This window comes from Rhodococcus sp. 21391, from assembly GCF_016772255.1.
GTDB lineage: Bacteria > Actinomycetota > Actinomycetes > Mycobacteriales > Mycobacteriaceae > Rhodococcus_F > Rhodococcus_F opacus.
This window is the reverse complement of sequence record NZ_CP063781.1, coordinates 470,636-495,357: the sequence shown is the minus strand read 5'-3', so window position 1 is coordinate 495,357 and position 24,722 is coordinate 470,636. Positions and strand designations below refer to the sequence as shown.

At 67.6% G+C, this 24,722-nt stretch carries 24 protein-coding genes; 8 read left to right on the top strand and 16 right to left on the bottom strand.

The annotated features are described in order from the left end of the window. Positions 1-4: 4 nt before the first annotated feature. From GO592_RS02390 to GO592_RS02370, 5 genes are all read right to left on the bottom strand, one after another. Positions 5-1,018 (bottom strand): LacI family DNA-binding transcriptional regulator, encoded by a 1,014-nt coding sequence (locus tag GO592_RS02390; RefSeq protein ID WP_005251307.1) that lies wholly within the window; start codon positions 1,016-1,018, stop codon positions 5-7. Between the two features lie 101 nt (positions 1,019-1,119). Continuing rightward, positions 1,120-2,172 carry an alcohol dehydrogenase catalytic domain-containing protein gene (locus tag GO592_RS02385; protein ID WP_007297676.1) on the bottom strand — a complete coding sequence of 351 codons (1,053 nt, stop codon included), beginning with the start codon at positions 2,170-2,172 and terminating at the stop codon, positions 1,120-1,122. After that, positions 2,169-3,221 carry a Gfo/Idh/MocA family protein gene (locus GO592_RS02380; RefSeq protein ID WP_005569696.1) on the bottom strand — a complete coding sequence of 351 codons (1,053 nt, stop codon included), beginning with the start codon at positions 3,219-3,221 and terminating at the stop codon, positions 2,169-2,171. The genes GO592_RS02385 and GO592_RS02380 overlap by 4 nt, the downstream gene beginning before the upstream one ends. Beyond that, a complete protein-coding gene (locus tag GO592_RS02375) occupies positions 3,218-4,570 on the bottom strand; it encodes an MFS transporter (protein WP_007297675.1) in 1,353 nt (450 codons plus the stop codon). The genes GO592_RS02380 and GO592_RS02375 overlap by 4 nt, the downstream gene beginning before the upstream one ends. Positions 4,571-4,766: 196 nt before the next feature. Then, positions 4,767-5,192: a pyridoxamine 5'-phosphate oxidase family protein gene (locus tag GO592_RS02370; protein ID WP_039951331.1), complete on the bottom strand. Its 426-nt coding sequence runs from the start codon at positions 5,190-5,192 to the stop codon at positions 4,767-4,769. 151 nt (positions 5,193-5,343) lie between these two features. On the opposite strand from GO592_RS02370, the gene GO592_RS02365 reads away from it, so the two are divergent. Continuing rightward, positions 5,344-6,396: a Dyp-type peroxidase gene (locus GO592_RS02365; RefSeq protein WP_039951329.1), complete on the top strand. Its 1,053-nt coding sequence runs from the start codon at positions 5,344-5,346 to the stop codon at positions 6,394-6,396. Next, on the top strand, positions 6,393-7,199 hold the full coding sequence (locus GO592_RS02360) for a family 1 encapsulin nanocompartment shell protein (protein ID WP_005251300.1): 807 nt from the start codon (positions 6,393-6,395) through the stop codon (positions 7,197-7,199). The genes GO592_RS02365 and GO592_RS02360 overlap by 4 nt, the downstream gene beginning before the upstream one ends. Positions 7,200-7,214: 15 nt before the next feature. Here the strand turns inward: GO592_RS02360 and GO592_RS02355 are convergent, their stop codons facing one another. The 4 genes from GO592_RS02355 to GO592_RS02340 are packed head-to-tail and all read right to left on the bottom strand — an operon-like array spanning position 7,215 to position 10,950. Continuing rightward, entirely contained in the window at positions 7,215-8,549 is a 1,335-nt protein-coding gene (locus GO592_RS02355; RefSeq protein ID WP_007297672.1) for a hypothetical protein, read from the bottom strand. Continuing rightward, positions 8,546-8,908 (bottom strand): hypothetical protein, encoded by a 363-nt coding sequence (locus GO592_RS02350; RefSeq protein ID WP_007297671.1) that lies wholly within the window; start codon positions 8,906-8,908, stop codon positions 8,546-8,548. The genes GO592_RS02355 and GO592_RS02350 overlap by 4 nt, the downstream gene beginning before the upstream one ends. Continuing rightward, on the bottom strand, positions 8,909-9,103 hold the full coding sequence (locus tag GO592_RS02345) for a hypothetical protein (protein WP_007297670.1): 195 nt from the start codon (positions 9,101-9,103) through the stop codon (positions 8,909-8,911). Beyond that, positions 9,100-10,950 carry a hypothetical protein gene (locus GO592_RS02340; RefSeq protein ID WP_007297669.1) on the bottom strand — a complete coding sequence of 617 codons (1,851 nt, stop codon included), beginning with the start codon at positions 10,948-10,950 and terminating at the stop codon, positions 9,100-9,102. Before GO592_RS02340 ends, GO592_RS02345 begins: the two co-directional genes overlap by 4 nt. A 263-nt stretch (positions 10,951-11,213) precedes the next feature. Here GO592_RS02340 and GO592_RS02335 point away from each other — a divergent pair, with 263 nt between their 5' ends. Continuing rightward, the gene (locus tag GO592_RS02335; protein WP_007297668.1) at positions 11,214-11,726 is read left to right on the top strand and encodes a CGNR zinc finger domain-containing protein; all 513 of its coding nucleotides are present in this window, start codon (positions 11,214-11,216) and stop codon (positions 11,724-11,726) included. A 10-nt stretch (positions 11,727-11,736) separates the two neighbouring features. Here GO592_RS02335 and GO592_RS02330 read toward each other — a convergent pair whose 3' ends face one another. Genes GO592_RS02330 through GO592_RS02320 form a run of 3 tightly spaced genes read right to left on the bottom strand, consistent with a single transcriptional unit; the run spans position 11,737 to position 13,819 of the window. Next, positions 11,737-12,168 (bottom strand): VOC family protein, encoded by a 432-nt coding sequence (locus GO592_RS02330; RefSeq protein ID WP_007297667.1) that lies wholly within the window; start codon positions 12,166-12,168, stop codon positions 11,737-11,739. 9 nt (positions 12,169-12,177) lie between these two features. After that, positions 12,178-12,630 (bottom strand): helix-turn-helix domain-containing protein, encoded by a 453-nt coding sequence (locus GO592_RS02325; RefSeq protein ID WP_039951326.1) that lies wholly within the window; start codon positions 12,628-12,630, stop codon positions 12,178-12,180. A 19-nt stretch (positions 12,631-12,649) separates the two neighbouring features. Then, entirely contained in the window at positions 12,650-13,819 is a 1,170-nt protein-coding gene (locus GO592_RS02320; protein WP_007297665.1) for an LLM class flavin-dependent oxidoreductase, read from the bottom strand. Positions 13,820-13,954: 135 nt separating this feature from the next. On the opposite strand from GO592_RS02320, the gene GO592_RS02315 reads away from it, so the two are divergent. The 3 genes from GO592_RS02315 to GO592_RS02305 all read left to right on the top strand — a co-directional run bounded on the left by GO592_RS02315 (position 13,955) and on the right by GO592_RS02305 (position 17,747). Next, positions 13,955-15,280: an MFS transporter gene (locus GO592_RS02315; protein ID WP_007297664.1), complete on the top strand. Its 1,326-nt coding sequence runs from the start codon at positions 13,955-13,957 to the stop codon at positions 15,278-15,280. Positions 15,281-15,387: 107 nt separating this feature from the next. Then, positions 15,388-16,095, top strand: coding sequence for a TetR/AcrR family transcriptional regulator (locus tag GO592_RS02310; protein WP_007297663.1), 708 nt, complete (start codon positions 15,388-15,390; stop codon positions 16,093-16,095). Further along, positions 16,092-17,747: an FAD-binding dehydrogenase gene (locus tag GO592_RS02305; protein WP_007297662.1), complete on the top strand. Its 1,656-nt coding sequence runs from the start codon at positions 16,092-16,094 to the stop codon at positions 17,745-17,747. The genes GO592_RS02310 and GO592_RS02305 overlap by 4 nt, the downstream gene beginning before the upstream one ends. Before the next feature lie 43 nt (positions 17,748-17,790). Here GO592_RS02305 and sfnG read toward each other — a convergent pair whose 3' ends face one another. Continuing rightward, positions 17,791-18,906 carry a dimethylsulfone monooxygenase SfnG gene (sfnG, locus tag GO592_RS02300; RefSeq protein WP_007297661.1) on the bottom strand — a complete coding sequence of 372 codons (1,116 nt, stop codon included), beginning with the start codon at positions 18,904-18,906 and terminating at the stop codon, positions 17,791-17,793. A 126-nt stretch (positions 18,907-19,032) separates the two neighbouring features. On the opposite strand from sfnG, the gene GO592_RS02295 reads away from it, so the two are divergent. Beyond that, complete coding sequence (locus tag GO592_RS02295) at positions 19,033-20,244, top strand: SfnB family sulfur acquisition oxidoreductase (RefSeq protein ID WP_007297660.1); 1,212 nt, start codon at positions 19,033-19,035, stop codon at positions 20,242-20,244. A 58-nt stretch (positions 20,245-20,302) separates the two neighbouring features. On the opposite strand, the gene GO592_RS02290 is transcribed toward GO592_RS02295, so the two are convergent. Beyond that, positions 20,303-21,775 carry a DUF4185 domain-containing protein gene (locus tag GO592_RS02290; RefSeq protein ID WP_007297659.1) on the bottom strand — a complete coding sequence of 491 codons (1,473 nt, stop codon included), beginning with the start codon at positions 21,773-21,775 and terminating at the stop codon, positions 20,303-20,305. 747 nt (positions 21,776-22,522) lie between these two features. Between GO592_RS02290 and GO592_RS02285 the strand changes: the two genes are divergently transcribed. Next, positions 22,523-22,972: a hypothetical protein gene (locus GO592_RS02285; protein ID WP_007297658.1), complete on the top strand. Its 450-nt coding sequence runs from the start codon at positions 22,523-22,525 to the stop codon at positions 22,970-22,972. Here GO592_RS02285 and GO592_RS02280 read toward each other — a convergent pair. Together GO592_RS02280 and GO592_RS02275 are read right to left on the bottom strand one after the other, a co-directional pair. Beyond that, the gene (locus GO592_RS02280) at positions 22,895-23,971 is read right to left on the bottom strand and encodes a VIT1/CCC1 transporter family protein (RefSeq protein ID WP_007297657.1); all 1,077 of its coding nucleotides are present in this window, start codon (positions 23,969-23,971) and stop codon (positions 22,895-22,897) included. The genes GO592_RS02285 and GO592_RS02280 overlap by 78 nt on opposite strands. A 67-nt stretch (positions 23,972-24,038) precedes the next feature. After that, positions 24,039-24,707, bottom strand: a complete 669-nt coding sequence (locus GO592_RS02275; RefSeq protein WP_007297656.1) for a SanA/YdcF family protein — start codon at positions 24,705-24,707, stop codon at positions 24,039-24,041. Positions 24,708-24,722: the final 15 nt, after the last annotated feature.

The window sequence follows — 24,722 nt, the reverse complement described above, 5'->3', positions numbered from 1 at the left end:
CGGCTCAACTCGAGGCGGGCCCCGTCGACTCGCGAATGACGACGTCGGCGGGGATCAGCGGCGGAGACGTGGTGGTCTCGTTGTTCAGGGCCGCGCGCATCAGCGACCACGCCTGGTCGCCCAGGTCGATTTTCGGGCTGACCACCGTGGTCAGGCGCGGTGCCAGGTGGCGCGCCATGTCGATGTCGTCGAAGCCGGTGACCGAAATATCCTCGGGGACGCGGAGTCCGCGCTCACGCAGTTTCGAGATGACGCCCAGCGCGGTCAGGTCGTTGAAGCAGACGAGAGCGGTCGGCTCGTGCGTGAGTGCTTCTTCCACCACGTCGTAGCCACCCTCGATGGTGCCGTCCGACGGCACCGCCGTCGCCTCGATCCCGAGCACCTTCGCCATTTCGATGGCCCGCCACCGCTCGCGGTTCTGCCAGGCCAGATCCGAGCCCTTCACGTAGACGATCCGGCGATGGCCGAGCTTCGCGAGATGCCCGCACAGCTGCATCATGGGGGTGAAGTTGTCGACGGCCACCATGGGGAGATCGACTTCCAGCTCGACCCGGTTGACGAGCAGGACGGGAGTCGACTGCTTGGCGAGTTCCTTCAGGCCACTCGTCGGAATCCTCGACGAGAGCAGCACGAGGCCGTCGACCTGGCCGAGCAGGTCGAGTGCGGTGGCGAGTTCGTCGGCCGCGTCACCGGAGTAGTCGGCGACGAGCATGCGGTATCCGTCGGCGGTGGCGCCGTGGTGCATCTGCTTGACGACGTCGAAGAAGTACGCGTTCGCCAGGTCCGGCAGGATCACGCCCATGTTCCTCAGCGACCCGAGGACGAGTCCGCGGGCGGCGGTGCTGGGCCGGTAGGACAGCTCGTCGGCGACCTTGTGGACCCGGGCCGCGAGGTCCGGGGTCACCGACGAGCTGCCGCTCATGACACGGGAGACGGTGGCGATCGAGACCCCGGCTGCCTTCGCTACGGTGTTGATCGTGACGCGACGGCTCGCGGGCACTCGGGTCTGATCAGCCATAGCTGCCTCTACATCTCTCGTCGCCATTGCTACCGTCTACACCTCGGTGGGTGGAAACGCTTACAGCGTATCGCGAAGACGGCCCCGGATCACGCGGACGCTCACTCCTTGCGCAACAAGGCGCGCGTTCCGAGCAGTTTCCGCGACGTCAGCAGCACCTTGACGTGCTTGCTGCCGTTCGATTCGAGTTCCTCGACCGCGCGGCCGAACTCGTCCAGCGGGAACGTCGCGGTGTGCAGCGGTGACGCGTCCACCTTCCCCGATTCGAGTAGTTCGGCCGCCTCGACGAAATCCTGACGGACGTAGTTCCGGCAGGCCACGACGGACAGTTCGCGGGCGTAGAGCGTGCTGTAGTCGAGGGTCAGTTCGTGCCCGGGTTTCGCGGACGCGATCGCGACGTACCGGCCGCCCGGAGCGAGGACCCGCAGCGCCAGCCGAGAGGACTCGTCGGTGCACACCGTGTCGTAGACCAGGTCGACCGCGTCCGTCCGGTCCCGGAGCCAGCCCTCGAGCGCGGCCCCCGAGTCCGTCGTGAAGTCGCTCATCCCACACGCCAGGGCGGGCTGCTCACGTTCGGTGTAGCGATCGACACCGAACACCCGGACGCCCCGGCTCCTGGCCACCAGCGTGGTCGCAAGACCGATCGCACCGGTCCCGATGACCAGCGCGGTGTCCCCCTCCGACGCGCCGCCGCGCCGGACCACGTGAACTCCGACGGCGAGCGGTTCGACGAGCGCCCCGAAACGGTCCAGCACCGAGTCGCTCACGGGCACGCATTGCGTCTCGGGAACGACGAACTCCTCGCTGAAACACCCGCGTGGGTCGGACAGGCCGAACACGCGGATGCTCGGGCAGTTGTTGATCCGGCCGTCGCGGCACGCGCGGCATCGGCCGCAGCCCGTGGTCGGGTAGACCATCACCGGCTGACCGACCGTGAGACTCGTGCCCGGACCCACCCGCGACACACGTCCCGCGCATTCGTGGCCGAGCACCGTCGGATATGCGGCGACGGCGTTCCGGCCGCGCAGATGCGACAGGTCACCGCCGCAGATCCCGGCCGAGTCGAGTGCGACGAGCACCTCCCCCTCGCCGGGCGCCGCGACGTCACCGTGATCGAGGCGATACTCGTTCGGACCGTCGACCCGAATACTCAAGACTGACATGCACTTTCCCTTTCCTCGGAGACAGTGTCACGCATCTCCTCGGAGACAGTGACCGGCATCGTGCCGGCCGCGGCGGACCGGTAGGCGGCGTCGATCACCGCTTGCACGGGCAGCCCGGACCGGGCGTCGGACAGCGGTGCCGCACCTGCCGCCCAACTGGTGAAGACGTCGTCGTACAGCGACCGGAACCACGCCATCATCGACAATGGGTCCGGGCCGGACGCGTCGACGGAACCGTCGACGACCCGGCGGACCCCGTCGCCGATCTGGACGAGCGAATCCCCCACCAGCCGCAGCTGTCCCGCGTCGCCGTAGAGGTGAATCGTCTCGGCACCGCCCGGCCACGCGGCCGTGCTCGCCGTCACCGACGCCGCATGCGTGCCGTGGTCGATCAGGAGGTGAATCGTGTCCTCGGCCTCGAGCCGGCCTCTGCTGGTGGAAGCAGCGGCCACGACACTGCGCGCCCGACCGGCCAGCGACAGGTACAGGTCGAGGGTGTGGATGGCCTGGGTGATCAGCACTCCGCCGCCGTCGCGGTCCCAGGTCCCGCGTCCGGCCTCGGCGTAGTAGGAGTCGGGGCGCCATAGCGGGACGGTGACGGTCGCCGAGCGGAGGGCGCCGATCGCTCCGTCCGACAGAAGCTGCCGGGCGCGACGCGCCGCCTCCTTGTAGCGGTGCTGGAGCGTGACCGCCGCCCGCACGCCGGACCGCTCGGCGACGTCGACGATCGCCTGCGCATCGTGCAACGACGCGGCCAGCGGTTTGTCGATCACCAGGTCCAGGCCGCGCTCGGCCAGTGCCGACGCGACGGCCAGGTGACTCGACGGCGGCGTGACCACCACCGCCGTGTCGGCGTCCAGGTCCGCTGCCGCGTCGACGTTCGGGAGTATCCGTGCCTCCGGTGCCAGCCGGCGTGCGGCCGCCGCCCTCGTCTCGTCGCGCGTCACCACACCGACCACGTCGGCGCCGACAGCCCGGAGCGCCGTGAGGTGTGCGGCGCTCGCGAGCCCGGCGCCGACCACCACGACGCGACGGGTCACGGTGCGACCTCGACGGACGTGCGCGAACCCACGCTCCGGCCGAGGGTCTCGGGAAGCAGGGCGATGCCGATCAGCCCGACCACGCTCAAGCCCATGAGGTAGCTCGCGACGAGCCAGGGCGTCCCGCCCGCGACGGCGACGAGGGCGGTGGCGACCAGCGGGATCGTGCCGCCGACCACGGCGGCCGGGATCTCCCGGGAGATCGCGATGCCGCTCCAGCGGATCTTGGTGGGAAACAGTTCGGAGAGCAGCGCACCGCCCGGACCGGACGTCGTGCCCTGGACGAGGCAGATGCCGAGGATCAGTGCCAGTCCGACCATCCACGGCGACCGCGTGTCGAGCATCATGAACATCGGGAACGGGAAGATGATGCCGAAGATCGCGCCGGACAACAGGACCGGCTTGCGGCCGACTTTGTCGGCCAGTCGGCCGAATCCGATGATGACGGGGATGGCGCAGAACTCGGCGACGATCAATCCGATCAGGGCCTGGGTGGAATCGACGCCGAGGGTCTTGGTCACGAACGAGAGCGCGAAGACCTGCATGACGTAGGCCCACGGAATCACGAAACTGAACAGGGCAAGTCCGCACAGGATCTGCCGCCAGTGGTTGCGGACCGCCTCGACCAGCGGCGCGCGGTCGACCTCGCCGTGCTGCGCGGCCTCCTCGAACACGGCGGTCTCGTTCACCTTCAACCGCAGATAGCCGGCGACGAGAACGATGACGGCGCTGGCCAGGAACGGAATACGCCAGCCCCAGGACAGGAACTGGTCGTCGGGCATCAGCGTGAGCAGCGCGAAGATCATGGTGGCGCCGCCGGTCCCGACGTAGATCGCGGCTCCCGGATAGGCGCTGGAGAGAGCGCGGCGGGAGCTGTCCGTGGATTCGGTGACCATCGTGATCGCCCCGGCGAACTCGGCGCCCGCGCCGGCGCCCTGGAACAGGCGAAGCACGATGAGGAGGATCGGCGCCCAGATTCCGATCGAGTCCGCGGTGGGCAGCGCAACGATCAGCGTCGTCGAGGCGCCCATGACGAGCAGGGTCATGAGGAGCATCGGCTTGCGACCGAGCCGGTCGCCGAAGTGCGCGAACACCAGCCCACCGATCGGGCGGGCGCCGAGCCCGACGGCGAACGTCCCGAAGGCGGCCATCGTGCCGGCGAGGGATCCCGCCCCGGGGAAGTAGAGCGGCCCGAAGACGAGGGCAGCGGCGAGGCCGTAGAGCGTGAAGTCGTACCACTCGATCACGGTTCCCGCCGCGCTCGCCTTGATCACCCGGCGGCGCTGCTGCCCTGCCGACCCGTGTGGCACCGCGGTCGACCGCTCGGTGCCGAGTTCGGTCATGCCCATCGAGAACTCCTGACTGTGAAGGGAATCTGCCGGAACCCGACTACTATGACCCACGTCACCGAATTTGTAAACGCTTTCTCGGCTACGCGGACAGATTCCCGTTTCCACAGTTCACAGCAAAATACTCGACGTTTCCCGACTAGTACCGGTCAGATACCGCTTTCATGTTGACACCGGGCCGTGACCGGCCCCGCGGTCAGGCGGTACCCATGTCTGCCGATCGCCAGTGCTCGGGTCTGAGGTAGATCGCGACCTGCTCGCCGAGTTCGGCCCGGGCGAAATCGAGGTAGCCGTCGACCTTTTCCGGCGCGAGGTAGCGCTCGGTGATCTCCCGCAGCTGGGCGTCGGTTCCCGTGACGGTGCGCGTCACCGCACCCTCGACGGAGACGTATCGGACGGTGGGGGCGACGCGTTCGACCATCATCGTGAATCGCCCGGCCGCCTCGATGAGGCGCGCCTTCTCCGAACCGGCGCCGGTCAGTACCCACAGATCACCGCCCGGGGCGTACTGATACCAGATCGGGACCGTCAGAGGTCCGCGGCTCTCACCCGCGGAGACAGACAGCGCCGCGATGTGCGGCTCGGACAGGAACTGTTCGCGCTCGGACACAGACAATGGCATGACCTCGACGATAGGAGCCCCCACCGACAGATTCCGGAGCCCCGCGGCGGCGCGGCGGACCGATGGAATGGAACCTGGCGGTGCGAAACGGTTAGATGGACCTAGGTTCCGGACAGTGCAGCGTCGTACGTCGAGGTGAACGGAGACACAGATGCCAGGCCCAGTCGCGAGATTGGCACCCCAAGCAGTCCTCACTCCGCCCAGCCCTGCCTCGCTGTTCCTGGTGCTCGTCGCCGGGGACTCCGACGACGACCGCGCGACGGTGTGCGACGTGATCTCCGGGATCGACGGACCGCTCAAGGCGGTGGGATTCCGCGAACTCGCCGGCTCACTGTCGTGCGTGGTCGGTATCGGTGCGCAGTTCTGGGACCGCGTGAGCCCGTCGTCGACACCGGCGCACCTGCATCCGTTCGTCCCGCTGTCCGGACCGGTCCACAGCGCGCCCTCCACGCCGGGTGACATCCTGTTCCACATCAAGGCCGCCCGCAAAGACCTGTGCTTCGAACTGGGCCGCCAGATCGTCTCCGCGCTGGGCTCCGCCGCCACCGTGGTCGACGAGGTGCACGGCTTCCGCTACTTCGACTCCCGCGACCTCCTCGGATTCGTCGACGGCACCGAGAATCCCACCGACGACGACGCCGCGGACGCCGCACTGATCGGCGACGAGGATCCCGACTTCCGGGGCGGTAGTTACGTGATCGTGCAGAAGTACCTGCACGACATGAGTGGGTGGAGCACGCTGAGCACCGAGGAACAGGAACGGATCATCGGGCGCACCAAGCTCGAGAACGTCGAACTCGACGACGACGTCCAGCCCAGCAATTCGCACGTCACCCTCAACACCATCGTCGACGACGACGGCGTCGAACACGACATCCTGCGCGACAACATGGCATTCGGCAGCCTCGGCGAGGCCGAGTACGGCACCTACTTCATCGGGTACGCCAAGAATCCTGCCGTCACCGAACTGATGTTGCGGCGCATGTTTCTCGGCGAGCCGCCCGGCAACTATGACCGCATCCTCGACTTCTCCACGGCGGCCACCGGCACGTTGTTCTTCGTCCCGAGCCGGGACGTGCTCGAATCGCTCGGCGACGAGCCGGCCACCGCAGAGTCGGCACCCGACGACCCGGTCGAGCCCGCCGCGGCCGGACCGTACGACCTGTCCCTGAAAATCGGTGGTCTCAAAGGAGTATCGCAATGAGTGATTCGAGCAATCTGCACCGCAACCTGGCGCCCGTCACCGAGGTTGCCTGGCAGCAGATCGGCGAAGAGGCCGCCCGCACGTTCAAGCGGCACGTCGCGGGGCGGCGTGTCGTCGACGTCGCGGGACCGTTCGGATACTCCTACTCGGCTCACAACCTTGGCCGCGTCACTCCGATCAAGACGTCGGACAGCAGGATCCGGGCGCAGCAACGGCAGGTGGACCCGCTCGTCGAACTCCGGTTCCCGTTCACCCTCAGCCGCGCCGAGGTCGACGACGTCGCCCGGGGTTCCCTCGATTCCGACTGGCAGCCCGTCAAGGACGCCGCGAAGGCCGTCGCGTTCGCCGAAGACCAGTCGATCTTCCAGGGATTCGACGAGGCGGGGATCCGCGGACTCGGACCGTCCAGCGACAACCCGGTTCTCAGCCTGCCGGAGGATCCGCTGCTCATTCCCGACGCCGTCGCGTCCGCGTTGTCGGCGCTGCGACTCGCCGGTGTCGAGGGACCGTATTCGGTGGTGCTCGACGCCGACGCGTACACCGCGGTCAGCGAGACCCGCGACGAGGGACATCCCGTGTTCCACCACCTGCGCGACCTGGTCACCGGCGACATCATCTGGGCACCCGCCATCAGCGGCGGGTACGTGCTGTCCACCCGCGGCGGCGACAACCAGCTGACCCTCGGCACGGACCTGTCGATCGGCTACGACAGCCACACCGCCACCGATGTCACGCTCTACCTCGAAGAGACGTTCACGTTCGCCTCGCTCACCGCGGAGGCGGCAGTCGTCCTCGCACGCTGACGCACGCCGGGGTCGTCAGCCGCCGAACAGCAGGTACAGCCCACCGAAGGTGTACGTGACCATCGTGAACAGCAGTGCCAGCTGCCCGGTCAGCTGATGACCCCGCGGCAGGACCCGCACGGATTTGTCGTGTGCCGCAATCACTCCGAGGACGTGTCCGGCGAGGACGCACAGCACCTTGATCGATGCCGTCGCGGCCGGATGCTCGGACAGCACGTACCAGACGTCGGCGTCGCCGAGCCCCAGCGGGTTCCATCCCCGCCCCATCGGGTCGGCCAGCAGGATCACCGTCGCCTGCCCCTTCTCCACCAGATACGTCAGATAGTGGGCGAAGACGTAGCCGATGATGATCGGGATCAGCGAATGCGACAGCAGCCCGGGGAGAGCGGAGCGCTGCTCCGGCCGTAGTCCGCCCGCGGCCCGCGAGGCCACCCAGAACGACACCCCGACGAAGCCGATGAACACCAGCAGCCCCGCCGTGCGCACGAGAGTGGCGCCAATCGGCGAACCGATTCCGTCCACCAGCCGTGACCACCACGGGAACGCCGAGAAACTGTCGAAGGCCGTGGATCCCAGCAGCGTTGCCATCAGCGCGACCGAGCCGGCACGGACGGGCATCGATCCCAGGTGGTCCAGCGGATTGCGCAGCACGATCCGGCCGTCGTGCCGATTCCGGCTCAGCGGAGACAACCGCGACGCCAGCGTGCTGTACACCTCGAACGGATCGCCCCGCTCACACCAGCGTTCGCCGCACGCGAAGGCCCCGGCCGTCGTGACCACGACGTAGACCAGCAGCCAGGTGCGCACGGCGGCAACGGAACCCGGGTCGCCAGAGGCGAGCTCGAGCCAGACGAAGGCGAACAGTCCCGCGACCGCGGGCCAGTAGCCCCACGAGTTGCGGTACCGCGCATTGCCTTCTGCCGGCGAGCGCCCGATCGCCGCGCACACCGATCGGTGTACCGTGCGGACCGGGGAGAGCACCCGCCACACCGGGCCGAACGCCAGCGACGCCGCGACCAGTCCCACCCAGAGCAGCACGTAGAACACGCCCGGCAGTGCATTCTCCGACGATGCCGCGGGTCCGAAGAACGCCGCGAGGGCCACCCACACCGCGAGCACCAGGCCGAACGCCGCCAGCACGTTCCGCGTGATCGGCGCGTCGGCGAACCGCGTCACCCAGCCCGGCAACCTCCGCCCGGGACTGTCCGGATCCAGTTTCGGGGTGCGCCACGCGAACGCCAGGACCACGAAAGACACGGTGAGCGCCCAACTCGCCCCGATCAGCGCATACGTGAACGGAATCGGAAGGTCGGTGGATCCACCGAGGCCGTGCGCGAGAACAACGGTCATGGACGCACGAGCAGGGTGGCCACCGTCTTACCCGTGTCGTGCAACTCCACCGCCACCTGGCCCGGAACGTCCACGGAGAACTGGGTTTCCTGCGTTCCGGGGTGAATCTCGAACGAATGTTCCGGCACGGCGTGCACGTGCAGTTCGTCGGCGGCGTCGCTCTCGATCCGCACGGTGACGGTCTCCCCCACCGTGGCCTCGATGCGCTCGTTGCTCGGTGTGACCGAGCCGCTGTCGATCACGACGTCGATCACGACACCGTCCTCCGTTGCCGGAGTGTCGTTGTCGCCTCCACAGCCCGAGACCAGGTTGACGACGACAGCAGGTACCACGACAACTCCGGCCAACCGCCTGATCACCTAATTCTCCTTGTCTTTCTCACTCGGGCCGTGTCTCGCACTCTCGGCATTCTCGGCGGCTTCCGCCTTGCGGTCCCGGACCGCCAGGTAGATGACCAGGCCGGCCACCAGGAACGCAGGGACGAACGCGGGAATCGCCAGCAGCACCGAATGATCGGCGAGGAAGACGATGTCCGGGTCGTTCACCGGATTCATGTCACCGTCACGTCCTCACGGGTGCCGGTGGCCGCCTGACCCTGCGTGTACTTGCTGATCCGGCCCGCTCCCCAGGCCAGCGCGGTGATCAGCGCGAGAGTGCACACGAGCACGACCAGCGACGCGGCACCGAACAGCCATGACGGGTGATCGAAGTTCCGCTCCCGCTGCAGGATCGTGATTTCCGGGACGAAGTCGCGGGTCGAGGACGCGACGGCGGGGAGTTCCTCGGCGCCGATGCCCGGGTCGCTGGGCAGGTAGATCGGGACGGCCGTCATCGTGCGCCCGTCCTGCACGCGCAGCAACGTCTTCCACGTTCCGTGGACCGGCACCGGTTCGTGAGTTCGGTAGGTGCCGGGCCCGGTGCGTTCGAGTCGGTCGACCGTGAATCCGTTGCCCAGCCCGGGGCCACCCTGCCACGACAGAATGGACACCCAGGCGGGATCGTCGCCGGCGAGATCGGGTGGGTCGATGCGCACCTCCGCGTCGACCATCCGGCCGCCGTCCGGCGCGGCCTCCGTGAGAGCGATTGTCGCCGTGGCGTTCTCCGGGACGGTCGCGACGAGTCCGTTGGCGGTGGCACCGGCGATCACCACGACCGTGGCGACGACGATGGTGCGGCTGATCGCGGGACGCGGAAGCCCCTCGGATCGGAGCACCCGCCCGAGCAGGGCGCCGCACGCCCCGGCCGCGATGCCCACGGGCACGGCCATGGCCAGCGCCTCCGGCCACATACTGGTGGGCCAGGGGTAGATGTACACGGCGTCGATCCACAGCGACTCGAGCCACAGCCCGACCGTCGCGACGAGGAGTCCGCCGACGGCACCGAAGGCCACCCGATTCTTGATCAGCGGTGTCAGGGCGAGCAGTTCGATCAGCACCGCGGCGCCGAGGCACAGTTCGAACACGTTCGTGGGGGCGCCGAGAACCGGTCCCACCATCAGTGCCGTGATCGCACGCACGACGCCGGCCACCGCCACGGCCACGATCGCCGCGAAGGGTCCGAGAACGATGCGCGCCGCCACCAGGGTGAACGCGGCCGCGCCTGCGATCATCATCGGTTGCAGGACGAGGCGAAACTGTTCGACGCCGAAATCGTATTCGATCTGGAAGACGGACAGGCCGATGAGCAGGCCACCGAACGTGCCGCACCGCAGGAACCAGATCAGCCTGCTGTCCTGCTTCGTGTCACCGGGGGTGGCCATCCGGCCCTCGTAGTCCAGGAGCAGGACGCCGATCAGCGACAGTCCCGCACCGCCGATCAGCATCAGGTGCGTCGGCCCCCACAGCGTGACGTCCTGACCGAAGATGCGATGCCAGACGTCGTCGAGCGGGAACCCGATGAGGGCGTACAGCCCCGCCCCGGCCACCAGGACCCCGCCGACCGGGACGTACCAGGTGCGGGTGATCTTGATCGCCGCCGGACCGGGTTTCTCGTCGCGCGGCAGGATCATCGCCAGCATTCCCGTGATGAACAGCAGGAAGAGTCCGACGAGGATGAAGTAGTGTGCAGGGTTCGCGAGCGGCCCGTCGTCGCGGCCTCGCCCGATGTGCAGGCTGACGTCCCAGATGAAACCGAAGAACGCCGTCAGGATGGTCCCGACGAACGTCACCAGGGGCAGTGCCACCCACGGCGGCCGGTCGAGCGCGCGCGCCGCCGTGTCGGCGGTCGTCTGCAGCCACGTGATTTTGCGTGTGCGGTGCAGGTACGCGATCCACAGCAGACCCACGGTGATGATCGCCGTCGCCACCGAGATTCCGATGATCTGATCGAACGCCGCACCGCCACCCTCTCCGCCTGATTGGGCGAGAATGGGTGAACTCGGAGTAACAGTAACTTGGCTCACGTGGTGATTATGTGCTCCTCGGACCGAAAACGCCAGACCCTCGACCCGCAAGACGGCGGTTCGTAGACAAATCTATTCAGATCTGCGATCAGACGTAGATATGGCTAGATTCCCCTACCGACGCCTCGACCAGCGACAACTGCCACCGCCCACAGGAACAGCCGAGGTACGTGACGACTCCCGTACTCGTCCGGTGCCGAGAGACTTCCTGCCAGTCGTGTTCGTGATGTTCGCTCATGCACCCAGCGTGATGTAATGGCATTGTGCATCTCAACCCTTACGGCGAATACGCGGTCACACTCGCCGCCGACCTCGCGAATCACCCACCCGACTCGACCGGCGAACTCGTCGACCGGTGCGTCGACGCCGGCATCGTCGTCGACTTCCCCGTCACCGACGACGACCTCGCCGACGTGCTCGCGATGCTCGACCGGTGGTCGTCGATCGCGGACACCACCAGCGACGAAGCCCGGGCCGAACAGGTGAACCTCATGCTCACGAAGGCGTCCGCCTACCCGCGACTGACCAACCACGCCGGCGACGGCTGGCACCTCCACTACCGCGACGACCAGCAGTCGCTGGCGGGCGTGCTCGAGGCGCTCTTCTCGGTCGGCACCGCACTACACCTCGTCGGCCGCGGCATGCACCGACTCGGCCGCTGCGCACTCGACGAGTGCACCGCCATCTACGCCGACACGTCCCGCAACGGCCGTCAGCGGTACTGCTCACCGAAGTGCGCGAACCGGGACGCCGTGCGACGTCACCGGGCGCGCTGACCCCTATCGCTCAGTGCGGGAAGTCTTCTCCGGTGTACTCACGCTTTTCCACCAGCACCAGCCAGTTGCCGGAGTTGTCCCGCATCACCGCCTCGATGCCGTAAGGACGTTCGGCCGGTGGCTGGGTGAATTCGACACCCTTGGCGACCAGATCCTCGTACGTCTGATGGCAGTCGGTGGTGGTCAGCCCGAATCCGCCCATCGTTCCCGCGGCCAGCGACCGGCGGATCGCCTCCGCCATGTCGGCGTCGAGCGGCGGCCCGGGCTTCATGAGCGTGACCTCGAGTTCCGGGTGGTCGGGGTGCAGGATCGTCACCCACCGGAACCCGTCGCCCATCGTGACGTCGGTGCCCTCGGCGAAACCCAGCGTGTCGATGTAGAACTTCTTGGCGTCGTCCTGGTCGGTGACCCACAGAGTGACGAGAGAAACGTTGGTGATCATGCGACCAACCTATGTCCGGCGCGACGGACCGCGCTTCTCGGAAATTGCGGTATTTCTGTCGCTCAGCCCGTGCATGAACACGTAGCAGCCGGGGATACGCGGCGCCCCGTGCTCGGCGAACTTCGCCTGGTACCCCGACGGTGACGTGCCGACCAGCTGACGGAACTTGGCACTGAACGACCCGACGCTGGTGTACCCGACGAGGTGGCAGATCTCGGTGACCGTCAGGTTCGTCGCCCGCAGCAGGTCCTGGGCGCGCTCGACGCGACGCTCCGCGAGATAGACGCCCGGAGTCCTGCCGTAGACCGCCGCGAAGCAACGGAGGAAGTGGTATTTCGACACCCCCGCCGTCGCCGCGAGTTCTCCGAGGTCGAGCGGTTGCGCGTAGTCACGGTCGGCGAGGTCGCGGGCACGGCGCAGGTGCGGGAGCAGTTCCCCCGGCACTCGCGCAGTTGCTGCCATGCCCCCAGTCTGGCAGTGGCTACCGACTCGAGGACAGGAACGCCGTCGACCCGGACAGGTCGCCGGGGCGGTGACTGCGCGACTGCACGAGCCCCCGGCGCTCGAGAATCGGCCGGACCCCTTCGCCGAAGTTGAAGGCCTCTTCGAGGTGCGGGTAGCCGGAGAGGACGAAGTGATCGAGCCCGATCGCCGCGTACTCGGCGATGCGATCGGCGACCTCCTCGTGGGAGCCGACCAGCGCGGTGCCTGCGCCGCCGCGGACCAGCCCGACACCGGACCACAGGTTGGGGGCCACCTCGAGGGCGCGTGCTCCGGCGTCCTTCGAGTAGGCACTTCCCCCGCCGTGCAGTTCCCGCATACGACGCTGACCTTCGGAACCCGACCGGGCGAGGCTCTGCTGTGCCTGTTCGACCGTCGCCGGGTCGAGGGCGGAGAGCAGGCGGTCGGCCTCGGCCCACGCCTCCTCGGACGTGTCGCGGCTGATCACGTGCAGCCGGATGCCGTGATCGAGCGTGCGGCCCTGGACGTCGGCGAGGTCGCGGATCCAGGCGATCTTCCCGGCGACGGCGCTCGGCGGTTCACCCCAGGTGAGGTAGGTGTCGGCGAACTGGGAGGCCACGGTGCCCGCGGCCGGCGACGACCCGCCGAAGAAGATCGGCGGCACCGGGTCGGGGATGCGCTGCAACTGGGCGTTCTCGACCCGGATGTATTCGCCGGCGTAGTCGACCGGTCCGGTTCCCGCCCACAGCTGACGGATGACGTCGAGGAACTCGCCGCAGCGGGCGTAGCGCTGGTTCTTGTCGAGGTAGTCGCCGTAGGTGCGCTGCTCGTGGTCCTCGCCGCCGGTGACGACGTTGAGCAACAGCCGCCCCTGCGACTGCCACTGGAACGTCGCCGCCATCTGTGCGGCCAGCGTGGGGCTGAGCAGGCCCGGCCGCAGTGCGACCAGGAACTTCAACGTCTCGGTGGTCTCCAGCATCATGGCCGTGGTGAGCCAGGCGTCTTCGCACCACGCGCCGGTGGGCGTCAGGACCGATTCGAAGCCGTTCGACTCCGCCGCCGCGCCGATCTGATTGAGGTACCGCAGCGTGGCGGGACGGTCTCCTGCCATGGAACTCCCGTGACCACCCGCCATCAGATTGCGGGAATCACCGTAGGTGGGAAGGAACCAGTGGAAATGCAGAGACACGCGCGATCCTCTTGTCGACGACAGATGGGCAGCGCTGGACAGTTCATCAACGACGAAGCCGTAGCGCGAGGGTTTCGATCACCGTGATTCGGAATCGTGCCCGACCGCAGCGAGCAGGGTTACGGTCGCCGCGCTATGACTACGCTGTCCGACGCCCCGTACACATCCTCGACCGAATCCGACCTCGAGCGGCGCAAGCGGCTCCGCACCGTCGTCGCCGCCAGCCTCCTGGGGACGACAGTCGAGTGGTACGACTTCTTCCTCTACGCGACGGCCGCCAGCCTGGTGTTCAACCAGCTGTTCTTCCCCGATCAGAGTTCGTTCGTCGGCACCATGCTGGCGTTCGCCACGTTCGCGGTCGGTTTCGTGGTCCGGCCGATCGGCGGAGTCGTCTTCGGCCACATCGGCGACCGCATCGGACGCAAGAAGACGCTCGCGCTCACCATGTTCATCATGGGCATCGCCACCGCTCTGATGGGTGTGCTGCCCACGGCTGCGCAGGTCGGGGTGGTCGCGCCGATCCTGCTGCTCCTCCTGCGCATACTGCAGGGGTTCGCACTGGGCGGTGAATGGGCGGGCGCCGTGCTGCTCGCCGTCGAACACAGTCCCGCGAAGAAGCGCGGCATCTTCGGCAGCATCCCCCAGATCGGTCTGGCACTGGGCCTGGCCCTGGGCACCGGCGTCTTCGCCGCGTTGCAGGTGATCTTCGACGACGCCCAGTTCCTCTCCTATGGGTGGCGCATCGCCTTCCTGCTGAGCCTGATACTCGTGTTCGTCGGATTCATGGTGCGGCTGAAGGTCGAGGAGACTCCGGCGTTCCAGGAGGTGCACGACCTCTCGAAGCGCTCCTCCGCTCCGCTGAAGGACGTGTTCCGCGGCCGGGTGCGCCGGGGCACCGTCCTCGGCCTGCTCTCTCGCTGGGGTGAGGGCGCCGCGTTCAACACCTGGGGCGTCTTCGCGATCACGTACGCCACCAAGAATCTGGAGTTCGCGAAGATTCCCGTGCTCCTGGTCGTCACGATCGCCGCGACGGTCATGGCCGTGCTCCTGCCGTTCTCCGGGCTGCTGGTCGACCGATACGGTGCCAAGAGGATCTACCTCGTCGGGATCGGGGCCTACGGGCTCGCGGTCTTCCCCGCATTCGGGTTGTTCGGCACGGAGAATCTCATCCTGTTCGGTGTGGCGATGGTGCTCGTGTTCGGCGTCGTCCATGCCCTCTTCTACGGGGCGCAGGGGACGTTGTACGCAAACCTGTACCCCACCGAGATCCGCTACACCGGCCTGTCCGTGGTGTACCAGTTCTCCGGGATCTACGCCTCCGGCGTCACGCCGATGATTCTCACGGCCCTGATCGCGGCCGGCGGCGGAACTCCCTGGCTGGCCTGCGGATACCTCGTCGCCACCTCGGTCGTCAGCGTCGTGGCCACGGCCCTCATCCGAAAGCAGGACCTCTACCTCTGAGACCGCAGAACTCTCCGAACGGGCTCTGACAGCCGAGTTCAATACACTGGTGTATCCGATACGCTAGTGTATCGACGGCTGCTGTCGACCCGATCGGAGGAGTGCCCATGCCGACGTCACCGGCGCGCTCCTCCGAGCCTGCCACCGGCTCACCCCGCCGGGTCACGAAACGGCGAGGCCAGACTCGTCGGCGTCTGCTCGACGCCGCGGTCGAGGTGTTCGCGGAGAACGGCTTCGGACGGTCGACGGTCGAGCAGATCTGCGAACGCGGTGGCTACACCCGCGGCGCCTTCTACTCCAACTTCGCATCGCTGGACGAGATGTTCTTCGCCATGTGGGAACAGCGCTCCAGCGCGATGCTCGCACAGATCCGGCTGGCCGCCGACTCGTCCAGCATCGACCTCTCGGGGCTCACGCCTGCCGAAAAACTGCGCGCCGGTACCGAACTGGTGCTCGGAGTCGTCCCCGTCGACGACCAGTGGTACCGGATAAACGCGGAATTCACCGCCCACGCCCTACGCAACCCGTCGCTGAAGAAGGCCCTCGCAGCACGTGAGGACACGATTCTGGAGACCATCGTGCCGATCCTCGAGAAGGCGCTGCACCGGCTCGGGCGCCGCGTCGTCGGCGATCCCCGGGTGCTCGGCCGCGCGCTCGTCGCCCTGCACGACGGCACGAGCGTCCAGTGCCTCATCGAAGACGACGACGCGTCCGCCCGGGAACTGCGTCTCGAACTGTTCACCCACGTCGTGGCCGCGTACACCGAACCCGACACCACCCACACCCACACACACCGGAAAGAGGGGTCCTCGTGACCGAACAGGCTGATGTGATCGTCGTCGGCGCCGGATTGGCCGGACTCGTCGCCACCTACGAGATGGTCAAGGCCGGCCGGAAGGTGCTCGTCGTCGACCAGGAGAGTTCGGCGAATCTCGGCGGGCAGGCCTTCTGGTCGCTCGGCGGCCTGTTCCTCGTCGACAGCCCCGAACAGCGGCGCCTCGGCATCAAGGACTCGTACGAACTGGCGATCCAGGACTGGATGGGCACTGCGGCATTCGATCGCGCCCGCGAAGATCAGTGGCCGCGGCTGTGGGCCCAGGCGTACGTCGAGTTCGCGGCAGGCGAGAAGCGGCACTACCTCCACGACCTCGGGCTGCGGTTGATGCCGAACGTCGGGTGGGCCGAACGCGGACGCGGATCCGCACTCGGACAGGGCAATTCCGTCCCGCGCTTCCACATCACCTGGGGCACCGGACCGGGGGTCGTCGAAGTCTTCCTCACGCGCGTGATGGCCGCGTCGAAGCGGGGCCTCGTCACGTTCAAGCATCGTCACCAGGTCGACGAGATCGTCGTCACCGACGGCGCCGCCACCGGCGTGCGCGGCACAATCCTGGAACCGTCCACCGAAGCACGCGGTGTGAAGAGTTCGCGGACCGCGGTCGGGGAATTCGAATTCGCCGCGCAGGCGGTCGTCGTCACGTCCGGCGGCATCGGCGGAAATCCCGAACTGGTCAAGAAGAACTGGCCCGCGCGCCTCGGCAAGGCTCCCGAGAACATGCTCGCCGGCGTCCCCGCGCACGTCGATGGCCGCATGCTCGAGATCACCGAGAACGCCGGCGGCAACATCGTGAACCGCGACCGGATGTGGCACTACACCGAGGGCATCCAGAACTGGGACCCGATCTGGCCGAACCACGGCATCCGCATCATCCCCGGACCGTCGTCGATGTGGTTCGACGGCAACGGCAAACGCCTGCCCAGCCCCAACTTCCCCGGTTTCGACACCATGGGAACCCTCGACCACATCATGAACAGCGGCCACCACCACACGTGGTTCGTCCTCGACCAGAAGATCATCGAGAAGGAGTTCGCGCTGTCGGGCTCCGAGCAGAACCCCGACATCACCGGCCGCGACTTCAAACTGCTCGCCGAACGCCTGAAGAAGGGCGCACCCGGTCCTGTCGAGGCGTTCAAACAGCACGGTGCGGACTTCGTCGTCCGCGACAATCTCCGTGACCTCGTCGACGGCATGAACGCCCTCACCCCGGAGGCACCGCTGAAATACGAGGACCTCGAACGCGAAATCGTGGCCCGCGACCGGGAGGTGAAGAACAGCTACACCAAGGATTTCCAGATCATGGCGATCCGCAACGCACGGAATCTGCTGGCCGACAAGATCACCCGCGTCGTGAGCCCTCACGAATTGCTCGATCCCAAGAACGGTCCGCTGATCGCGGTCCGGTTGCACCTGCTCACCCGCAAGACCCTCGGCGGGCTCGAGACCAACCTCGACTCGCAGGTGATCAGGCCCGACGGCACACCGTTCGAGGGTCTCTACGCCGCCGGTGAGGTCGCCGGATTCGGTGGTGGCGGCGTCCACGGTTACAGCGCGCTCGAGGGCACCTTCCTCGGCGGCTGCATCTTCTCCGGCCGGGCCGCGGGTCGCGCGCTGGCCCGGCACCTGTAGGCGGCTCCGCCGCCCGTGCGTGGTTGACGAGTCCCTGGACTCGCTAACCGCTCATGGGCGCGAGCCTCTCGGAAGCCTCGAGTTCGCGGACCAGCGGCAGGACGTTGGCGCCGAAGTACTCGATCTCCTCCTGGAAGTGCAGGAAGCCGCCCAGGATGAGGTCGACTCCGCGGCGGCGGTATTCGACGATGCGCTCGGCGATCTGCTCCGGCGTCCCGATCAGCTGGGAGCGGAATCCGTCGTTGTACTGGACGAGATCCTCGAACGTGGAGTCGGCCCACATCCCCGATTTGTCGGCGGTGGACGCGCCGGCCTGCTGGACGGCGGACCTGAATCCCTCGACCGCGGGCTTGTTCGCCTTCTCGATGATTTCGCGGAGGGTGTCACGTGCTTCCTTCTCGGTGTCGCGGGCGATGATGAATCCGTTGAGCCCGAACTTCACTTCCCGGTTGTGCTCGCGGGCCACCTGTCGCACGTCGACGATCTGCTCGGTGACGCCGTGGTAGTCCTTGCCGTTGCTGAAGTACCAGTCGGAGTACCGGCCCGCGTTCTGCCGTGCGGCGGCGGAGTTGCCACCCTGGAACAGTTCGGGGTTCGGACGGTCGGGCGTGTTCAGCGGCTTCGGCTTGAGGGTGAAGTCGTGGATGCGGTAGAAGTCGCCACGGAAGTCGACGTCGTCCTCGGTCCAGATCTTGCGGAGCACCTGCAGGAACTCGGCGCTGCGCCGATACCGCTCGTCGTGCTCGAGCCACGGCTCCCCGAGGTGGGTGAACTCGTCCTTGAACCAGCCGCTCACGACGTTGACGGCGAACCGGCCGTTCGACAGGTGGTCGGCGGTGGCCCCCAGCTTCGCCAGGACCGCGGGCTGCCACAGACCCGGGTGGACGGCAGCGATGACCTTCAACCGTTCGGTGGCCAGCAGCAGTGCGAGGCTGAAGCTGGTCGACTCGTGCTGGAACTCGGCCCCGTAGCTGGCCTCGTACCGGACCTGGCTGAGCGCGTACTCGAAACCGTTGTTCTCGGCGGTCTGGGCGAGCTTCTTGTTGTACTCGTAATCCCAGCTGGTCCGCTGTTCGATGTCGGACGTGACGAGCCCGCCACTGACGTTGGGCACCCAGTAGGCGAACTTGATCTGCTCAGCGATGTGTTCGGTTGACATACCCAGCATGCAACCCGCCCGTGCAGCCCACGCCCACCCTTCCGATCACTGCGCGCACAACCCTTCACCCGGCTCGCGGGTCCGTGTGAGGTTCGACGCCATGACCGCCGTACCGGGAGATCAGGCATGACCGCCGTCCAGAACGCCCACCGCATCAGTGACGAGGCCGAAGCCCTCGCCGTCGCCGCCGATCTCGCGGCACAATTCGCCGAGGAGGCGGCAGCTCGCGATGCCGGTCGGCAACTTCCCTACGAACAGGTAGGCGCTCTCGCCGCGTCCGGACTGCTCGCACTCGGTGTTCCCCGCGAGCACGGTGGCGTCGACGCGCGGACCGAAACCCTCGCCGAAGTCTTCCGTCTCCTGGCCGAGGGCGATCCGAGCATCGCGCAGATCCCGCACAGCCACTACACGTTCCTCGAGGTGCTGCGTCACCAGGGCACGCCGGCGCAGCAGGAATTCTTCTATTCCGAGGTGCTCGCGGGGCGCCGGTTCGCCAACGCCCAGAGCGAGCGCGGAACGAAGACGATCGACATCGACGCCACGACGCTCACCGAGCAGGGCGGTGACTTCGTCGTCGACGGTCGCAAGTTCTACAGCACGGGCGCACTGTTCGCCGACTGGATCGCGGTCCGGGCCACCCTTCCGGGGACGACGACGCCGGCAGGGAAACCCACCAAGGCCGTCGCCTACCTGCCGAGCACCGCTGCCGGGCTGTCGATCGTCGATGACTGGGACGGCATGGGGCAGAAGACCACGGCGAGCGGAACCGTCACGCTGGACGCAGTCCGGGTGCCCGCATTCCACGTCGTGCCGTTCTCTCCCATCTTCGACGCACCCACCACGTACGGGTCGCAGGCCCAGATCCTGCACGCCGCGATCGACGCCGGGATCGCCGCAGCAGCCCTGAACGAGGGCGTGCGAACTGCACGTCAGGCAAGGCCCTATTTCGAGGCGGGCGTCACCGACGCCGTCGACGATCCCCTGCTGATCCAACTGGCCGGTGAGGCGGCGGTCAGCGTCCGGTCCGCGACGGCACTCCTCCGGGAGGGTGCGCGCAGCATCGACGCAGCGCGGCGCGACCTCACCGAACAGAGCGCCGCGGTCGCCTCGATCGACGCCGCCGCAGCCAAGGTCGCCGCCGCCCGTGCGTCACTCGAGGCGTCGAGCGTGCTGTTCGAACTGGGCGGCACCCGCAGTGCGTCGGAAACGTCCAACCTTTCGCGGTACTGGCGCGATGCCCGCACCCACACCCTGCACGACCCCACGCGGTGGAAGATCCAGCACATCGGCCGGTGGGCACTGTCAGGCACCGTCCCGCCCCGTCACGGCCTGCTGTAGGCCCTGCGGGCCTGTGCGCCTTTCTGGTTGCGGGAGCTACCAAAAAGGCGCACGGGCGCTACGCGCCTATGTCCGCCTTCATGAGGAAGACGTTGTAGTCGGACCAGGTCGACATGGTGAAGTACAGATCGTCGCCACTCGACCACGGGTGGATGAAGCCGCCGTACAGTTCCGGGTACTCGACGGCGCTGACCATCGGCGCCCCCTCGGACCAGACGCCCTGCGGCGAGTCGGACTCACGAAGAACGATGGCCGCCTTGGACGTGTCGAGGTACGTCATCTGCCACTTGCCGGTGGCCTCCTCGTAGCGCACGGACAGTTCGGCGGCGGGGGCGTCCACGATCGGCGTCGCCTCCGTGTAACCACCGACGGGCGTCCAGTTGCCGTTCTGCCAGTACTGGTACGCGGACGTGTTCAGCACATCGGCGGCGGGGACGCGGGCCAGGCCGATGGCGCCGAGCCTCGTGTTGGGGGTGCCGAACATGTACACGAAGTCGCCGGCCGGGACCATCGACGCGACCTGGAACTTGGTGACCCCGAAGATGTTGTCCCACTTCGCGTACGGGTCCTTGGTCCACGTCGATCCACCGTCGTCCGAGTAGGCGATGCCGCCGTAGTTCGTCCACCACGTGGCGGGGATGCTGTTCCAGGTGCGGATCGACATGTAGCTCATGTACTGCCGGTTCCCGACGGCGAAACCCGAGGTCGGGATCGTGGTGATCTCGATGTTGTCGAGTTTGCGGCTGTCGAGCAGTTCCGCCGCGTGGCACCGGCTGTCCTGGACCATGCTGTCGAGACTCATGCCGTCGGACAGGTTGCGGTCGGAGCTGAACCCGAGGACGTTGCTGCGCCAGTCGCCGCCCTGGCCACCGGGCGGCTGGAATCCCTTGCCGACCGTGTCGCCGAACGCAACGGCGATCTGGTCGGGTGCGCTCTCCCACATGATGCCGAGGTCGGTGCCGTTGACCTGGTAACGCTTGTCGGTGCGGCTGACCGATCCGGACCCGGTCACCTTTGCCACGCGGGTCACGTCGCCGATCTTCGGGGTTGCCGGGGCCGCGCTGCGCGGCGCCTCCTCGGTCGCGGGGTGCACGAGGGGCGGCGGCGGGGGAAACTGGATGTCGGCGCCCGGGACGGGAATACCGAAGTGGAAGGGTGTGAACTTCACGCTGACGTCCGGGATGTTCAGCACGCTCGACAGGTTTCCCGGGGCCTGGTCGGTCTCGTCCGTGAGGTCGGGGCACGGATCGGTGCACGTGTCGGCGGGCAACGCCTGCGAGACGCGGACGGGCTCCGTGACGGGAGCGGGATACGGCACCGTCGTGATCTTCGGGTACGGGATCGGGATCTCGAGCTTCTCCGGTATCAGCGAGTGCGTCTCGTTCGACACCTCGCTGGCGCAGGGACCGCTGCCGGGTATGCCGTTGGATACCGGCTCGGGTTCCGCGACGGCAGCGTTCTGGTTCGAATAGGCGATCATGCCCGAGCCGATCGCCACTGCCGCGACCGACGCGACCCACCTCTTCGACATCCCCGACCCCTCCGTCAACTCCGGCCACTCCCGGCGAGGGGAACATAGCATCGGCCTTCTACGCTCGCCGGTTACCACACGCCATACCTGGCGGTAACATTTCTGTCCCGATCCGGAACCGGGGCTGTGACTCCTGCCACGCGACAGCGGAAGTTACCCGTACGCGGAGTCACCGATATCGCAGGTCAACGACTTTCGACTGTCGCGTTCGCCTGCCGAACACCGTCACGGGATCGGTGAACACCGGATTACATCGGTTGACGCTCCAGATCGCCCGGTATTCACTGATCGTGCGCATCCACCGGGATCCCCGGCCCGCGACGAGACCCCGAGCTCCTCGCCCTCTGCGCTGCGGGCTCGCCCGCGTTCTTCCGATCCAGCGCGAACCACCGTTCTGCCCGGGTCCCGCAATCCACTGATCACCGCCGTCGTCGTCCGGCGGCATCGACCCGTGCGAATTCCGCTGCCAACAAAAGGAATCGACATGACCGCCGTCCTGGAACAACCCTGTCCTATTCGTCGTCCATCGCCCGCGCGCACGTGCACCGCGCCGCGATCTGCGAGGTCTTCCTCACCGACATCATCTGCGAGAGTTACCCACAGTTTCGTCTCGGTGTGCAGCTCCCCAGAGTCCACAGCTACTGCGCGGGACGGCGAATTCCTGTCCGGCGAACTCATCGCCCGCCACGACGACGGAACGCTGCGCCTCGTCCGGTTCGTGCGCCGCGCCGTCGAGACACCCGAGGGGTGGTGCTGCGGGGCGTCGATCACGACGTCACGCACAAGACCGACGTCGGCGAACTGGCGATCCGGGTGATGGATTCGGACATCGCGTCGACCCCGCACGCGGTCGCCGGCGTTCATGCGGCACTGGTCGATTCACAGCACGGGTACGCCATCAAATGGATCACGGCACCGCTGGCGGGTCTGTCTGCGGCGGAGGGCGGGCAGATCGGGCTGCTGCACGACGACGACCTCGCGGCGGTGCGGCAACGGATCCCGGCGCGTCTTCCCGGAAACGCCCGCGTCGCCCTGTCGGACGGGTCCTGGTCCCGGCACACGGTGCGCACGTTTGCCGTCCCCGGCTACGGTTCCACACCCGTGGTGATGATGACGTTCTCAGGCGCCTGTCCCGAACAGCATGCCCAGCAGGTAGGTGGCGGCGGCTGCGCCGTACCCGATTGCCAGCTGGCGTAACGCGCGCTTCACCGGGGGTCCACCCGACAGCAACCCCACCACCAGACCGGTCCCGAGCAGCGCGACGCCGACCAGCGCGGCGGCGACCACGAGCGCGGCGGTGCCTTCCATGCCGAAGAGGTACGGCAGCACGGGGATCACCGCACCGGATGCGAAGAAGCAGAAACTCGCGGCAGCCGCACCGAGCCCGGTGCCGATGGCCTCGTGCTCGTCGGCGGTTTCCGTACGCGAAACGGGCTCGGGCTGAACGGCTCTCCGCAGCACGTCGGCCGCGCGTTTCTCGGCGTCCTGCGCGGGCATGCCCCGCGCGCGGTACACGAGTGCGAGTTCGTTCGCGTCGACGTCGAGGAGCGGCAGCGCCTCACGGGCGCCCTGCCCCGGCGCCGACGCCTCGAGCAGTTCACGCTGCGACCGCACGGACACGTACTCGCCGGCGCCCATCGACAGCGCGCCCGCGAGCAGACCGGCGAGCCCGGTCAGCAGGACGATGTGATTGTCGACGCCGCTACCGCTGATGCCGAGGACGAGGGCGAGATTGCTGACCAGGCCGTCGTTGGCACCGAACACGGCGGCACGAAACGTGCCGGACAGACGATTTCGCCCGCGCGCCGCGAGCGCCCGCACCACCTCTTCGTGGATGCGCTCGTCCGCGCCCATGGCGTCGGTGGCGTCGACGTCCGTCGGGTACGGCGACCGGGTCTCCGCGCGCTGCGCGAGGGCCAGCACGAACACCGATCCGAACCGCCGGGCCAGCACACCGAGGATGCGTGTGCGGACGTCACCGCGCACGGGCTTGCCGACGTGTTCGCCGAGCAGTTCGCGCCAGTGCGCCTCGTGCCGTCCCTCGGCGTCGGCGAGCGCCAGCAGAATCTCGCGTTCCTCGCCGGTCCGACGTTTCGCGAGATCGCGGTAGACGGCCGCCTCGGCGCGTTCGTCGGCGAGGTAGCGACGCCATTTCCGGATTTCACGCGGACCGGGATCCGGTCGTGCACCAACCATCGTGAGCCTCCCGATCGTCGACGGGAGAAGCCTACCGACGCACCCTCCCCACCGCGGCGGTTCGGGATCAGTCCTCGGCGGCGAGCGCCTTCCCGAGTGAGTCCTCCGGTTCGGAGACCACCACGGGATCGCGCCCGGACAGCAGGTCGAGGACGGCCTTCGGCCGGGCCAGTGATTCGCGCACGGTGTTCCTGGCCATCGTGATCGGGCGGCATTCGCATCCGGCGTTGACACCGGCGACGTCGATCCCGGCACCGCGGCACAGCGCGACCGCACGGGGGACGTGGAAACCCTGAGTGACGATCAGCGCCTTGGTCACGCCGTACGTCTGGACGGCGCGAGCACACGTGTCGTAGGTATCGAGCCCGTACCGATCGCCGACGATCTTGCTGCGGTCGATGCCCTTCTCCACCAGGTATTCCGTCATCGCCGCGATCTCGTCGCCGGATCTGCCTGCGCCGTCGCCGGAGACGAGGACCGCCCGCGCACGGCCGTCCTCCACGAGACGGACGGCGACGTCGAGGCGTCCGGCCAGGTACTCCCGGGGTTTGCCGTCGCGCACCTGCGCACCGAGGACGATGACCACCGGTGCTTCGGGTGCGTCGTCGACGTCGTAGACGTGGCCGGAGGCCTCGCGCGATATCCACACCGTCGAGGCCGCGACGACGAGGACCGCGAGCGCGCCGAGGCCCGCTCCGATGCCGACCAGTCGGCGGACGATCCGTCGTTCCCCCATGCCGCCATCAAACCA